Below are 14029 nucleotides of genomic sequence, written 5' to 3' on the forward strand. Positions count from 1 at the left end.
ACCGAAGATGAACTGGCAACACTACTTTCACTGGAATTTGAACTTGAAGCACTTGAACCTTCTGCGCTTGAACTTGAGCTACTTACCCCAGTAGAACTTGACTGACTTGAGCCCACCGAAGATGAACTGGCAACACTACTTTCACTGGAATTTGAACTTGAAGCACTTGAACCTTCTGCGCTTGAACTTGAGCTACTTACCCCAGTAGAACTTGACTGACTTGAGCCCACCGAAGATGAACTGGCAATACTACTTTCGCTGGAATTTGAACTTGAAGCACTTGAACCTTCTGCGCTTGAACTTGAGCTACTTACCCCAGTAGAACTTGACTGACTTGAGCCCACAGAAGATGAACTGGCAATACTACTTTCGCTGGAATTTGAACTTGAAGCACTCGAACCCTCTGAGCTTGAACTTGAGCCATTTACTCCAGCTGAACTTGACTGACTTGAGTCTACCGAAGATGAACTAGCAATACTACTTTCACTGGAATTTGAACTCGAAATGCTTGAACCCTCTGAGCTTGAACTTGAGCCATTTACCCCGGCTGAACTCGATTGACTTGAGTCTACCGAGGATGAACTTGTGGCACTACCTTCACTGGAATTTGAACTTGAAGCACTTGAACCCTCTGAGCTTGAGCTTGAACTTGAAGCATTAGAAGTCGAACTTGAAGTATTTGCTTCACTAGAATTAGAACTCGTGTTGCTTGATACATTTGAAGATGAAGTTGAACTACTAGCTGCACTTGATGAAGAACTGGCACTACTGCTTGATTGGCTACTATTAGCACTAGAATTTGGATTAACTGTTGAAGCACCAACACTTGGAGTTAAAGAATTGATAATTGTCGTTATTCCATTAAGTGCATTATTAACGAAATTATTAATATTATTTTGTATTTGACTAATAGTGTTCGAAAGACCATTTTCGATAGCTCCAAGACCTGGTAAATTATTTACAATCCCCGTCGCACTTACAACAATATTATTGATAGCATTTTGCAACTGATCGAGCACTTGGTTAAGAATATTCGAAGCACCAGCAGGAAGCTTACCAAGTGAGTTTAGACTATTTTGGAGCGTGTTCTCAATCGTGGCTAAGGCTGTTGAACCAAGGCTTGCAAGATTACCCAAACTATTATTTACTTGGTCAAGAAGGCTGGAAACTCCCGTTAAATTCGCAACTTCACCCAAAGATGCACCAGTAAGATTATTTAATATTGGGCTTAAAACATTATTAACTGTAGTACCTACAAGAGGAATATTACTAATAGTTGGAGATAATTGACTCCAAGCAATTTGACCTACTCGATTAATGGCTGAATTAACTACTAAACCAGCCAAGTAGTTGACAAGATCATTTCCTTGAAGAGAGACAAGTGTGTCTAAATCAAAATTAACACCACCCAAGGCATTGGAAGTTGTCGTATTAAGTTGATTAACAATCCCACTTGTTACAGTACTTATTGCGCTAAGTACTGGGCTTAGTACTAGACTTGCCCCCGGAATACTTGAAAGTCCTGGAATTGTTGGATTTTCAAGAAAAGTAAGCACAGCAGCAGGGCTCATTGATGGGATAGCATTAAATGACGCCGCAATTTGCCCTCCAACTAATGGAATTTGGCTAACATCTAAACCTGCAGATTTCATTCCATTTAATAGAAAGGCTCCAGGATTAGCAGCTGCTTCCTGGATATTTCCAACAATATTGACGATTTGTTCAACACCATTAAGAGCTGACGCGGCTGTAGTCATTCCTGGAATATTAAAAGTTCCAAGTGTGCTAAAAATATTTTCTAAACCACTAATTCCTACTGTCGAAATTGCTTGATTTACAAGATCTCCGAGTGTTGTGTTAAGAGTAGCTGAACCACTTGTTGTAGCAGGCGCTGTTGTAGCTAGTGCCTGAGTAAGTATTGGTAGTACCATAGACGAATTAGTCGCTAGAATAGCCGTAAAAGAAGCGACAGCAGCACTTGAAGCATTAGTACTACTATTTCCCGCAAGATTCATTTCCGAACTTTGAGAAGTTGATCCAATACCACTATCAATTGCTGAACTTTCACTCAAAATTACTGATGAACTTGTTGAACTTTGAGAGACAGCTGCCGAATCAACGCTGTCTGCAGCATTAGAAGAACTTAATATAGAATTGCTGCCATTATCATTTGATGAGCTTGAATCTGCAAGCGATACGATATTGTTTGTAGGAGTTTGAATAACCGCTGTACTTGTCGTATTTTGACTTTCATTAATTGAATTGCTACTATCTGACACATTTGAAGTTATTCCCTCAGTATCAGTTTCTACTGTGTTAGCCAGTGAATTATTAAAACTTTGGTCACTAGCTTGTTCATAAGCAACTTGATTTTGACTAGCAGCTACATCACTATTTGTCGATGAAGCTAGTGCTGAATAACTTGTTACCTCAGTAATACCACTAATTTGCTGACTACCATCAATTGCTGTGTCCGCTTTTACATTTTGGTCAGTAATCGTTCCTGAAACGATAATTATAGCTAATGCTGAAGTAGCAAATAACCAACTTTTCCCTGATTTCCAAGTTCGAAAATGAGACTTGGAGGTAACAGTAGTCACTTCTGGCCGTATTTTTATCATTTATTCTCTCCTTGCCGATACTTTTTTATTGAGTATCGCTATGAATATATATTATAATATCACATTTAGGTCACAAAAGAAACCTTATGGTTATTGATTTGTAACATTTATAGAATACAACTTTTTTCCTTGACTTTGATAGTTTACAATTGTAAACTATATATAGATAGAAATTTCAAAGCATTCATTTAGGAGGAAAATATGTCAAATAAAACTCATTCGTCTAATCACGATGAAATGATGTCTGAGCATCATCATAATCATGAAATGATGGATATGGAGCACGAAAACCATGAGATGCACAACATGCACAATATGGATAATATGCATGATATGCATGATATGGACAATATGGATATGATGAATCATGGGAGACACATGATGCATATGGGTGATATGAGTAAAAAGCTCAAAGTGGCTATCATTCTTATGATTCCGCTACTACTCATTTCACCAATCGCTGGCTTTACTATCCTTAAATTCCCCGGAAGTGAAATTTTGCAACTTATCCTTGGTACAATTATCTTCTTTTACTCTGGGACTCCTTTTTTTAGCGGAGCAAAAGGTGAATTAAAAAGCCGTAAGCCAGCCATGATGATGCTGATTACAATGGGAATTACCGTTGCCTATGCTTATTCTGTTTATGCCACAATCATGAGTCTTAACGGACATATGGGCATGAACTTCTGGTTTGAACTGGCAACATTAATTGTCATTATGTTGATTGGTCACCTGATTGAGATGAAAGCAATCATGGGTGCTGGCGATGCATTGAAAGATTTAGCAAGCCTTGTTCCCAAAAAAGCTCACTTAAAAAGTGGGAAGGATGTGGAGCTTTCAGAACTAAAAGTTGGCGATTTACTTTTAGTGAAAGAAAATGAGAAAATACCTGCAGATGGCCTTATATTAAGTCAAGCGCTCGTTGATGAGTCAATGATTACTGGTGAAAGCCGAGCAGTCAATAAAAAAACAAATGATCTTGTTTATGGTGGTTCCCTCAATCAAAACCAACCATTTGAGATGAAAGTCACAACCCTTGGAAAAGATTCATTTCTCAATCAAGTGGCCGAATTAGTCAAGAAAGCCCAAGCTCAAAAATCTAATTTGGAAAATATGGCAGATAGAGTGGCTGGTTACCTTTTCTATGCCGCACTTATTGTTGGTATCTTCTCATTAGTTTTTTGGACAATTAGTTCTAACTTTAGTTTTGCTCTACTTCTTGCGGTTTCTGTTTTTGTAATTGCATGTCCACACGCTTTAGGTCTTGCGGTTCCACTTGTTGTTTCTCGCCTAACCAGTATTTCTGCTAAAAATGGTTTATTAATTCAAAACAGAACTTCTCTAGAAAAAATAAATACAATTAAATATGCCTTAATGGATAAAACGGGAACATTAACTGACGGTAAGTTTATTGTTCGTAATGTTATTGATTTTACTGATGAAACAGACATTCTCCAAATCATGGCAGCACTTGAAGGAAGTTCCACTCACCCGATTGCTCAATCAATCGTTTCAGCTGCTAAACCTCTTGAAAATCTAAAAGTTGAAGCGGTTGAAAATATTCCAGGAGTTGGGATTAAAGGGCAAGTTAATCAAAACTTTTATCAAATTGTTAACTATAAATATCTTCGTGAAAATCAACTTTCTTATGATGAACAAAAGATTGCTCAATATTTAGATTTAGGTTTAACTGTATCTTTCCTAATCAATGAACAACAAGATGTTTTAGGATTTATTGCCTTAGGAGATTCTCCTAAAGCAGACGCGAAAGCCTTTATTAATGGTTTATTAGCCCAAGGAATTACCCCTGTTATGCTCACGGGTGATAATAAAGAAACTGCTCAAAAAATTGCTAGTGCACTAAATATTCCCGAATTTAGAGCGGAATTAAAACCTGAAGATAAAGCAGAAATTGTGAAAGAGTACCAAAAGAAAGCCGGCGTGCTTTTCATTGGTGATGGTGTCAATGATTCCCCAGCTCTTGCAACTGCTACGATTGGTTTTGCGATTGGAGCAGGAACTTCGGTTGCTATCAGTACCGCTGATGTCGTCCTAGTTAACTCCAATCCAAGTGACGTCTTGGATATGATTAATATCTCCAAACGCATGCTTAGAAAAATGAAACAAAACCTCTGGTTTGGAGCAGGCTATAACATTATTGCTATTCCTGTTGCAGCGGGTATTCTTTATCCATTTACAGGGATTTATATTGACCCTCTCATTGCAGCAGTCCTGATGTCAATCTCAACCGTGATTGTCTCAATCAACGCGATGGGATTGAGGTATGATAAAAAATAGAAGAGCACATGCTCTTCTGTTTTTTTCATACTAATTATGAAACTTTTATCACTTAAATATACTTAAAGATTAAGCATGATATCACACAAATACTAATGATTGTAATGATATTTTTAAATGATTTTAGAAACTTTCGTTCATAATCATTTAATTGACTCCCTTGATGAACTAGAAAATAAATATTACCTCTAAGATAACGATTAGCATCAAGAACATCAAAGATTCCTTGAAGTAAATAATCTTTAGTATCTTGAAGCAGTTTTTTTATTTCTAATCTAACCTCATTAGTATCAAGATAAATATCTATATTTTCCATAAACACTTGATAGCTTTTTCCTCTTTTAATTTTTCTTGGCTTTTGTTTAGTAAGGCTTTCAAATCTAACGAGTCCATTTTTTTCATAGTGAACTTCATTCTTCTGTTCTTCGTTCCATCTCTTTCCAGGACCTTGCATCTTTTTAAGATTATCCACAATTTGCTTAGTTTCCCTTGCTTTTTCTTCACTGCTTCTTTCTTTATTTGTTTTAGGTTTATTCTTATCTTTGATTAAAAATATATCGTCTAAATTTTCTGCCTCTTTATTTTGACTCATTAGTTCTCTTCCTTTTCTAATTACTATTACTTAAAAGGTTGATATCTTTTAGAAAAAAAGTAAAGATGTAGCAAATTCCTATAATAATTCTAAGTAAAAATACTAAAAGGTTTCCCAAACTACTATAACTATGATATATAGACAATATTCCCATCACGAATAGAAATAATTTCCACCATTTCCCTCCCCTTTTACCAATACGACTATATGCCACCCACTCTAATACTGGATAGACTGACATTGCAACTATCCCCACTAGTGCTATTACAAAAGGAGAATACCCAGTAAAAGAATACAAATTATTTATGATATTTATTGTGCCCATAATAGCTACCAGAATAGTCGTTAAGACGTTTCCTATTAAAGCTGTTTTTTTGGAAGTAATTGATTTCATTTTCTCCACCTATTTAAATATACCCATTTTAATTGCCCATGCCAGAAAAATTATGATAGTTGCCTATTACAGAAATCAAGGCTGTTCTCATACCACCTATTTTTCGCTGACTATTAATATAATCTCTTTCCTTATTCGTTATTCCTTGTTTTCCTGGTGTCGTTGTCAATAATAATAAATCATGTACAATGAAACTCTCTGCATCCTCTGAATTAAACTCCCCACTTTCTAGTTTCTTTTTAGCTATTTGCAGAATCATCTCTGAATCAACAGATTTATTCGAGTCATTTAAAAGCTCCTCAATTTTTTGTAAAACTTTCGTACTATTTTTTTGTTCTTTTTTACTTTTTTTATTTCCCTCAATTTTTCGATTTGGTGTTAGATAGTCTTTACTATGAATTTCAGCCATCCAGTTATCCCGATAATCATTAAGCCCATTAACAAATTGATTCACATCTTTTGGGTCTATCGGCTTTCTTTCAGCTTCTTTATTCTGGGTCATTTGGTGCCTCCTAGTATTTATCCATAAAAACGAGTAACTTAGTCTAAGATTTTTCCTTTCCAATATAAAAACTAGAAACCAAAAGTGCTCCAACTATAAATTTTAAAAAAAAAAATTAGGATACTATAGATATTAATAAAAGCACTTAAAAGACTTAGAATTCCTACGATAAGCAAAACTCTTTTCCATTTTTTATTGTATTTTTTATCCATTTTAGAAAAAGCAATCCATGATAATAATGGAAAAATTAGCCAACCAATAAGCCATGAAAGTAATAATACAAGGTTTACTAAAATCAATTTAATAATATTGGAAGAATAAGCCCAATTAATCTGTGGGTTATTTAAAGTTGCGATAAACGGTTGGATAATATTTTTCCAAATTTGCGGTCCCCCAATTATCACAGCCATTAGGCTACTAATAATATTTGCTATAAATACAAATTTTTTTGAATTTGACATTTTATCCTCCCCTTCTATCTTATGAATCTGATTATCAAATATGTACCAAGACAAATGACTATGATTGTTATAATATTTTTTACAAATCTTCTATTTTTAAATGATTTAACAGCCTGTTTCTCAGACTCATTTAACTGCTTACCATGCTGAATAAGTAAAGCAAAACTAATCGTAAGATAACGTTTAGCATCAAAAACATCAAATATCCCTTGAAGCAAATAATCCTTAGTATCTTGAAGTAATTTTTTGATTTCCGGACTTATCTCTTCGACAGCGAGATAGGTATCAATATCCTCCATTATTTTTTGATATTCTTTTCCTCTTTTTATGCTTCTGGGCTTTTGCTTAGTAAGACTTTTAAATCTGACTAAGCCTCGCCTAGTATAATAAACTTCATTTTTATTTTCTTTACCCCATTTCTTCCCATGTTCTTGCATTTCTTTAAGATTTGTCACAATTTGCTCGGTTTCCCTTGCTTTTTCTTCACTTGTTTTTCCATTATTTTTTTCAAATTTATCTTTGGTCAAAAAGATATCATCTAAATTCTCAGAGTTATTATTGAGGGTCATTCGCTCCACCTCCTTCATATAAATCATCTTCTTCTCTTTCTTCCTCATATTCTCCGAACTCCCCAATACTATCTCCTAATCCATCCCATTCAGGCTCCTCCCCACTTTCAGGAGAGAGAGGGCTATCGTCATCATCATTAAAGTTCATCCCTGCCGATGCAACCCCCACTGAAGCAATACTAACCGAAATTCCACCTAGAATTTTAGAGTTAACTGTCCCCCAATTTACGTACAATTTCCCATTTTGTATGTATTCATAGCCGTCATCAACATTTTCTACACTTGAAGTCTTTCTTTCACTGGTCTTGTATGTACCATTTTCTTCTGCTACAAGCTGAGCTTCTTTAGAATAATAAGCAGATTGTGGTACATAAAGAGAATAGCCTCCACTAGAAGCTACGCTTGTAGAACCATCCTCTCCTCCTGATGAATAACCATAACCACCAGAGTAAGAAGTGCCTCCATCGTAATGGCCATAAGTTAGTGCATAATAAATCACAGGTGCAATATAATTCGGAACATATTCATAACCATTGGCATAATAAGTCGTCGCATAAGGATTACTCGTGTTATAGTAAACAATCGGTGGCACATATTTGTAGTACACATCAAGTATTTCATCATGTTTTGGATAAGTCCCTGACTGCGTGGTGCTTCCTTCGATGTAGTAATTGCCAAATTTATAAGGCACATTCACCGAATAAGGTTTGTTATAAAGCCCCGTGATTGATTGTTGTCCTAGATAAATACCGTCCGTACCATAGTAATCATAAGTGACGGTACTTTGGATATGATAATAATCACCAACTATTATTGTGTTCCCATTTCTGTGCTGACTTTCTTGTCCATAAGCATAATGTGGGAATTTACTGGCTGGAACATTCCAAGAAACATTTGGAAACCAGATAAATTGATGTTGGGGAACGATAAGCTGATTGTTTTCGTCCGCATCATAATAGTTAAGATAAACAATATCCCGGACTTGTGTCGTCAAATGTGCTTGAAGCGCTGAACCAAAGAGGTCATAGCGAACCCCTTGCGAATATTGATAAGAATCTCCACTACGTACTGGTGCTGGGCTGTAAAAATCATAGTCAAAGTTTGACAGAAAACCGACACCCAGATAACCGCCATAAGGGAGACTAGCTTGACCATTCAAATCCGTATCAGGGCCCGTCGTATCATAAATAACACCACTTGAATCGGTCGCAAGATTAGTGGTCTTTGGAATGACCGTTAAAAGGTTGGCAAGATTGGTCTTGACTCCTTGGGCCATATCAATATCGGTCGTGATAAACGAAGCAAGGACTGGCACTTGAAAATTCGTATTATGTACGACGATTTGATAATTGAGGTTGACATTATTTGCCCCGTAGTAGAGGGCGACAATCGAGTTTCCGTCGGAGTTGGCAATATTTTGTTCGCCTGTAAAAGCGAGGCCAATCGGACAATCGGACGTACTTTTTTTGGGGGCTTGCCAGCTTGATTCATCTGTTGAGATGACTTTGTAAATCAAATCTAGATTGGTTCCGGCTAGGGTCCTTCCAACATTAGTAATTCGTCCAGAATCTCCTGCGTTCATAGTATAAGTGGTCGCAGGTATGGTCGGGCCATCCGTTTGTCCAAAGTTTTCAGTACTGATTTGACCTGTTACCTGACCTGTGATTGGAATAACCTGCGTATTTGCCGACCAATGAAGACCATCAGGCGTTAAAAAGTTATTGGACACAAGATTATTAGCCTTGATTGTAATATTGATACCATCTAGCGTGGCTGGTCCTGTAATGTCATTGGCGACTGAACCGGTTGCTTCAATAGTGCTGATTACAGGGTCTTGACCATTGGCTTGGCTGGCAATTGAACCATTTGTGAGAGCAGGACTTATGATTGTTCCGCTCGCCGACAGGCTTGAAGCAATTGTGACATTTGCTTTTGATGAATCAAGAGGAACACTTGGGGCTTTTGAAGTTGAGGCCTTTGAACTCAATGAAGCTGAAACCTCTGAAGAATTAGAGCTTGCTTCTCCACTTGAAGTCTGAGCCGAACTGGTTGAAGATGATAAATCTGAACTGGCATTTGGAGCGGTGCTTGCCTGTGAAGTGATTGAGCTTGCCGCTTTAGTTTGCATTTCTGCCTGTGAACTTCCTGTATTTCCTTCGGTTGTCGAATCAGACGCGGCAAGAGAAGAATTTACAGTTGGTTTGGTGACAGCTTCAGTTTGGTTTGGTGATGTAACAGTCAAATTTTCATCAGCCTTTACTGCTAAAGGGTGACTAGTCACTAACAAACTTAAAAGAATTCCAGTGCTAAGTAACCAAAATTTACTTGATGACCTCATCTGAGAGTGCTTTTTCTGATTTTCCAATGCAAAACCTCCTTTTAGTGAATATTTTTTGTTTTCTGATTATTTAACATTATACGCTTAATTAGAAATTTTAGTAAAAATAAATTAATTGTTTTAACTTAATTTAAAAACAAGACTTTTAGAATACAAAAAAGCCCACCAAAAGTGGTAGGCTGCTATTTTACTAAAGCACCAAAACATCATATTCTTGCACTTTTACATGCGCTTTTAGATTTTCTTATCATCTAAAGCAAAAAAAGCCATTATAAAATGACTTTTTCTTTTAAATCAATCCTTTAGCTTTCAAATATCTTTCTGCTACTTTCGCAGCATCTTCTTGTTTGACATTAACATCATAATTCATCTCAATCATCTCTTGGTCAGTAATTTTTCCTGACAGTTTATTGAGAATCTTTTTGAGTTCAGGATATTTTTTTAATAAACTTTCTTTCATCAATGGTGCTGCTTGGTAAGGTGGGAAAAGATTTTTATCATCTTTCAGGACAGTCAGATTATATTGCTTGATTTGACTATCAGTAGAATAAACCTCAGCGACATTCACAGCACCAGAATTTAGTGCTTTATAAATTAAACTATTTTGCATGGTTTTGACATTTAAATCAAGACCATAAAGCTTTCTCAAACCAATATTTCCATCTGAACGATTAGCAAACTCAACGTCAAAGCCTGCAGTTAAACCTGAAACATTCGCTAAATCAGAAATTTTGGTGAGCTGATGCTCTTTAGCAAAATCAGATTTGACGGCAATTGCATATGTATCTTGAAATTTCATTGGGGACAGATATGTAAATTGATTAAGTTTTTTTATTCCTTCTTCTGCCTTTTGCCAAACGACATTAGGATCAGTTGAACTCACTGGATCTTTCAAAAATGTTGAAGTAATGGTTCCTGTGAATTCAGGATATAAATCAATTTTTCCAGCTTTCAAAGCATTATATAAGAAAGTGGTATCACCAAAATTAGATTTTAAGTTCACGTGAATATTACTATCTTTTTCAATCATTAGTTTATACATGTTAATCAAAACATCAGGTTCTGCTCCCAATTTACCAGCAATTGTAATTTGTGGATGATTAGAAGTTTGAGGTCGATAATAAGAGCCTCCAAGAACGAGTAAGCCAATGAAAAAACTGATGAGAATTGTTTTTATCTTGGCTTTTTCTAAAAATTTTAAAAGACTACTGAAAATAATCGCTAAAAGTGCTGATGAAATTGCTCCAATTAAAATCAATGAAACATCATTCATATTGATTCCGAGCAGAATAAAGTTCCCTAAGCCTCCAGCACCAATCAAAGCAGCTAGTGTTGCGGTACCAATGACCATAACTGTACTCGTCCGAATTCCTGCCATGATAAAGGGCATCGCTAATGAGAGCTCAAATTTCATCAATCGTTCTCTTCGATTCATCCCAAATGCTGTTGCAGCTTCGATTAAAGAAGGTTCAATTTGCTCTAAACCAGTATAAGTATTTTGAACAATAGGGAAAATCGCATAAACAACAAGAGCGACAATTGCTGGTAAACTTCCGATTCCGATGAATGGAATCAAGAGTCCTAGCAGTGCCAAACTAGGTATAGTTTGAAAAATTCCGGTGACTTGCAAAACTGGTTCAGCAATTTTGGGAAGACGTCGTAACAATAAAGCTAAAGGAATCGAAATCAGAATTGCAATAAAAATTGAAATTAATGAAATCTGGATATGTTCTAAAAGCGCCTGCCAAAATTGGCCTTGCTGGCTTTGAAAAGTTGAAATTAGCTGATTCATTTGTCACCTCCTGCGATATAGCATATAATATCATCTGAGGAAATTGACTTGCCCTTGTATTTTAAAACTTCCTTATCAGAAAGACGATTAATTATTTCCGAAATAGCTGTATTATCAGCGACTTCTTGCGCTTCTGGATTTACTGACAGCTCTGTCAGTAATAAATTTTCAACAGAAACCGTTGATAAATTCTGACGGTATTCTTTAAAAAATGTTTTAACGAAATCATTTGCCGGATGTTGATAGATATCTGCTGGTTCAGAAATTTGTTGGATTAATCCATCATTCATTACAGCGACTCTGTCAGCTAAATAGAGTGCTTCATCTAAGTCATGTGTCACAAAGACCACTGTTAAATTCATTTTTTTCTGTAAGTCTTTGATAAATATTTGTAACTGACGTCGTGAAATTGGGTCAAGTGCTGAAAAAGGTTCATCCATTAAGACAATTTTGGGATTTGCGGCAATGGCCCGTAAAATTCCTACCCTCTGTTGCTCACCCCCTGATAATTCACTAGGTTGGCGTTGAGCGTAATCTTTAGGATTCAAACCAACTAAATCAAGTAGCTCATTGGTTCTATCAGCAATTTTTGCTTTATCCCACCCCTTCATTTCAGGAATTAAAGCAATATTTTCTGAGACAGTCAAATTAGGAAAGAGAGCGATTTGCTGCAGCACATAGCCTACAGATAAGCGCAATTTTCGTAAATTTACCGTTGATATTTCTTCATTATTGATTAATATTTTTCCCTCACTGTGAGTGACTAATTGATTAATCATTTTTAAAGTAGTCGTTTTCCCACTTCCACTCGGCCCCACTAACACAAAAAACTCTTGGTCTTTAATTGTAAAATTAGCATGATCAAGAATTTTTTTGTTAGCAAAAGCCTTGGACACATTCTGGAATTCAATCATGAATGTCCTCATTTCTATCAGTAAAATTTACTGACAGCTTAAAAATAAAGTCTGTCAGTAAAAAATTTATTCTGCCGTAACTTATTGTTTCTACTATTATAATGTCGGTAGTAATTTATTTTCTGTCAGTAAAAATATTCTAAGTCACTAGCCACTGTTGGATAAGTGAAAATCATTTTTTCAACATCCGCCAAAGTCATTTTTTGTTGAATTAAAATATTAATTAAATTAATCACTTCATCAGCCACTGAACTTACCGTTGATGCCCCCACGATTTCTCGCTTTTCATTGAGTGCAACTTTTAATTTTGCCAAGGGGTCATTAATTCTTTTATAAGTATACCAAGAACTTAAATCTAAAGTCTTGGTATGAATCCCCTCACCTGCCAAATGGCCAACCTCAGCCAGTTTTGCCGTTCCAAAAATGATTGTAGGAATTGCTGGATAAGCAATTTTTTGCGGTTCATCCTTAACTAAATTTTCACCTAAATAAGCTCCTTCAAAAGAAGAAACAGGCGTCAAATGAGGTTGATTTTTAGAAAGTACATCTCCCATCGCATAAATTTTAGAATTGCTTGTTTGTAAATATTCGTTTACCTTGATACCTTTAGCATCCGTTTCGACACCTACTTTTTCTAAATTTAGCTTATCACTATTTGGCTGACGGCCTACTCCCGCAATCACTAAATCTGTTTTATGTTCAAAATCAGTCCCGTCAGTCAGTAAAAATCCGTCAGCAACTTTTTCGACTTTATCTACAGAAATATCATCGATAAATTTAATACCTTGAGCTTTAAGGTAATTAATAAATTCTTGCCCCATTTCTTCATCAAAATGAGCAACTCTCGCTTTTTTACGTGAAATAATAGTAACATCGCTTCCAGCCGCTTTAGCAATTTGAGCCAGTTCTAATGAAATTGGCCCACTCCCTAAAAAGCTGATTTGAGCGGGAAATTCTTCAAGCGCTAAAAAATCATTACTTGTTTTTAAAAATTCTTTTCCATCAATATCTAAAAGACGTGGACGGCTTCCAGTTGCGATAATGTAAGTTTTAGCTTGATAAGTTTTCCCTTCAACTTCAAGCTCTGCTTGGTCATTAAAAGCGGCACTGCCATATATTGTTTCTATCCCAGCATTTTTCAAACCAGCAAAAGTTGATTTTTCATAAGGATCAGTAATATTTAGTTTACGACTTTTCAGCCCTTTCCAATCAATGTTTAATTCACCAGAAATACCCTGCCCTTTTAACTGTTCGACACGACTTTTGGCTTCGACAACTGCCATCATCATTTTTGTTGGGTCACAACCATAGTTTGGACAAGTTCCTCCCCATTTATCATTCTCAATAATTCCGATTTTGTTATCTTTAGTTTTTAAACGATAAGCTAATCCTAGTCCACCAGGTCCGGCACCAATAATAATATAATCAAACATTCTCTAGCCTCCTAATTATTAATAGATCTTTAAAATGTACTCATGATACAACACTTTAGCTTAATTCTACTTTTTTTCTCTAAAATAATAAACTATTTTGCTTTATATAGAAAAA

11 protein-coding genes are annotated in these 14029 nt (G+C 35.9%); 1 reads left to right on the top strand and 10 read right to left on the bottom strand.

The window, feature by feature from the left end; genetic code table 11:
- On the bottom strand, positions 1 to 2621 hold a 2621-nt coding region (locus tag HFD15_RS07080), incomplete at its 3' end, for a KxYKxGKxW signal peptide domain-containing protein (protein WP_167595243.1).
- Between the two features lie 201 nt (positions 2622 to 2822).
- On the opposite strand from HFD15_RS07080, the gene HFD15_RS07085 reads away from it, so the two are divergent.
- The gene (locus tag HFD15_RS07085; protein ID WP_058208120.1) at positions 2823 to 4919 is read left to right on the top strand and encodes a heavy metal translocating P-type ATPase; all 2097 of its coding nucleotides are present in this window, start codon (positions 2823 to 2825) and stop codon (positions 4917 to 4919) included.
- 52 nt (positions 4920 to 4971) lie between these two features.
- Here HFD15_RS07085 and HFD15_RS07090 read toward each other — a convergent pair whose 3' ends face one another.
- The 9 genes from HFD15_RS07090 to HFD15_RS07130 all read right to left on the bottom strand — a co-directional run bounded on the left by HFD15_RS07090 (position 4972) and on the right by HFD15_RS07130 (position 13914).
- On the bottom strand, positions 4972 to 5511 hold the full coding sequence (locus HFD15_RS07090; protein WP_023189856.1) for a hypothetical protein: 540 nt from the start codon (positions 5509 to 5511) through the stop codon (positions 4972 to 4974).
- Positions 5512 to 5527: 16 nt separating this feature from the next.
- Positions 5528 to 5905, bottom strand: coding sequence for a hypothetical protein (locus HFD15_RS07095; protein WP_025016716.1), 378 nt, complete (start codon positions 5903 to 5905; stop codon positions 5528 to 5530).
- Positions 5906 to 5933: 28 nt separating this feature from the next.
- Positions 5934 to 6407, bottom strand: coding sequence for a hypothetical protein (locus HFD15_RS07100; RefSeq protein WP_235586222.1), 474 nt, complete (start codon positions 6405 to 6407; stop codon positions 5934 to 5936).
- A gap of 71 nt (positions 6408 to 6478) precedes the next feature.
- On the bottom strand, positions 6479 to 6868 hold the full coding sequence (locus HFD15_RS07105; RefSeq protein ID WP_167593344.1) for a hypothetical protein: 390 nt from the start codon (positions 6866 to 6868) through the stop codon (positions 6479 to 6481).
- A 14-nt stretch (positions 6869 to 6882) separates the two neighbouring features.
- Complete coding sequence (locus tag HFD15_RS07110) at positions 6883 to 7437, bottom strand: hypothetical protein (RefSeq protein WP_023189859.1); 555 nt, start codon at positions 7435 to 7437, stop codon at positions 6883 to 6885.
- Positions 7424 to 9802, bottom strand: coding sequence for a cell wall anchor protein (locus tag HFD15_RS07115; protein WP_167593345.1), 2379 nt, complete (start codon positions 9800 to 9802; stop codon positions 7424 to 7426). The genes HFD15_RS07110 and HFD15_RS07115 overlap by 14 nt, the downstream gene beginning before the upstream one ends.
- Positions 9803 to 10064: 262 nt before the next feature.
- Positions 10065 to 11567 carry an ABC transporter permease/substrate-binding protein gene (locus HFD15_RS07120; RefSeq protein ID WP_167593346.1) on the bottom strand — a complete coding sequence of 501 codons (1503 nt, stop codon included), beginning with the start codon at positions 11565 to 11567 and terminating at the stop codon, positions 10065 to 10067.
- Complete coding sequence (locus tag HFD15_RS07125; protein ID WP_012897497.1) at positions 11564 to 12481, bottom strand: ABC transporter ATP-binding protein; 918 nt, start codon at positions 12479 to 12481, stop codon at positions 11564 to 11566. Before HFD15_RS07125 ends, HFD15_RS07120 begins: the two co-directional genes overlap by 4 nt.
- A gap of 125 nt (positions 12482 to 12606) precedes the next feature.
- Positions 12607 to 13914 (bottom strand): NAD(P)/FAD-dependent oxidoreductase, encoded by a 1308-nt coding sequence (locus tag HFD15_RS07130; RefSeq protein WP_058208785.1) that lies wholly within the window; start codon positions 13912 to 13914, stop codon positions 12607 to 12609.
- Positions 13915 to 14029: the final 115 nt, after the last annotated feature.

Source organism: Lactococcus sp. EKM203L, from assembly GCF_011800585.1.
In the GTDB taxonomy this organism is placed as follows: domain Bacteria; phylum Bacillota; class Bacilli; order Lactobacillales; family Streptococcaceae; genus Lactococcus; species Lactococcus lactis.

Coding starts and splice junctions, on each gene's coding strand:
- HFD15_RS07100 (WP_235586222.1), bottom strand. CDS start 6,407: ATGACCCAGAATAAAGAAGCTGAAAGAAAGCCGATAGACCCAAAAGAT.
- HFD15_RS07130 (WP_058208785.1), bottom strand. CDS start 13,914: ATGTTTGATTATATTATTATTGGTGCCGGACCTGGTGGACTAGGATTA.
- HFD15_RS07105 (WP_167593344.1), bottom strand. CDS start 6,868: ATGTCAAATTCAAAAAAATTTGTATTTATAGCAAATATTATTAGTAGC.
- HFD15_RS07095 (WP_025016716.1), bottom strand. CDS start 5,905: ATGAAATCAATTACTTCCAAAAAAACAGCTTTAATAGGAAACGTCTTA.
- HFD15_RS07125 (WP_012897497.1), bottom strand. CDS start 12,481: ATGATTGAATTCCAGAATGTGTCCAAGGCTTTTGCTAACAAAAAAATT.
- HFD15_RS07085 (WP_058208120.1), top strand. CDS start 2,823: ATGTCAAATAAAACTCATTCGTCTAATCACGATGAAATGATGTCTGAG.
- HFD15_RS07110 (WP_023189859.1), bottom strand. CDS start 7,437: ATGACCCTCAATAATAACTCTGAGAATTTAGATGATATCTTTTTGACC.
- HFD15_RS07090 (WP_023189856.1), bottom strand. CDS start 5,511: ATGAGTCAAAATAAAGAGGCAGAAAATTTAGACGATATATTTTTAATC.
- HFD15_RS07120 (WP_167593346.1), bottom strand. CDS start 11,567: ATGAATCAGCTAATTTCAACTTTTCAAAGCCAGCAAGGCCAATTTTGG.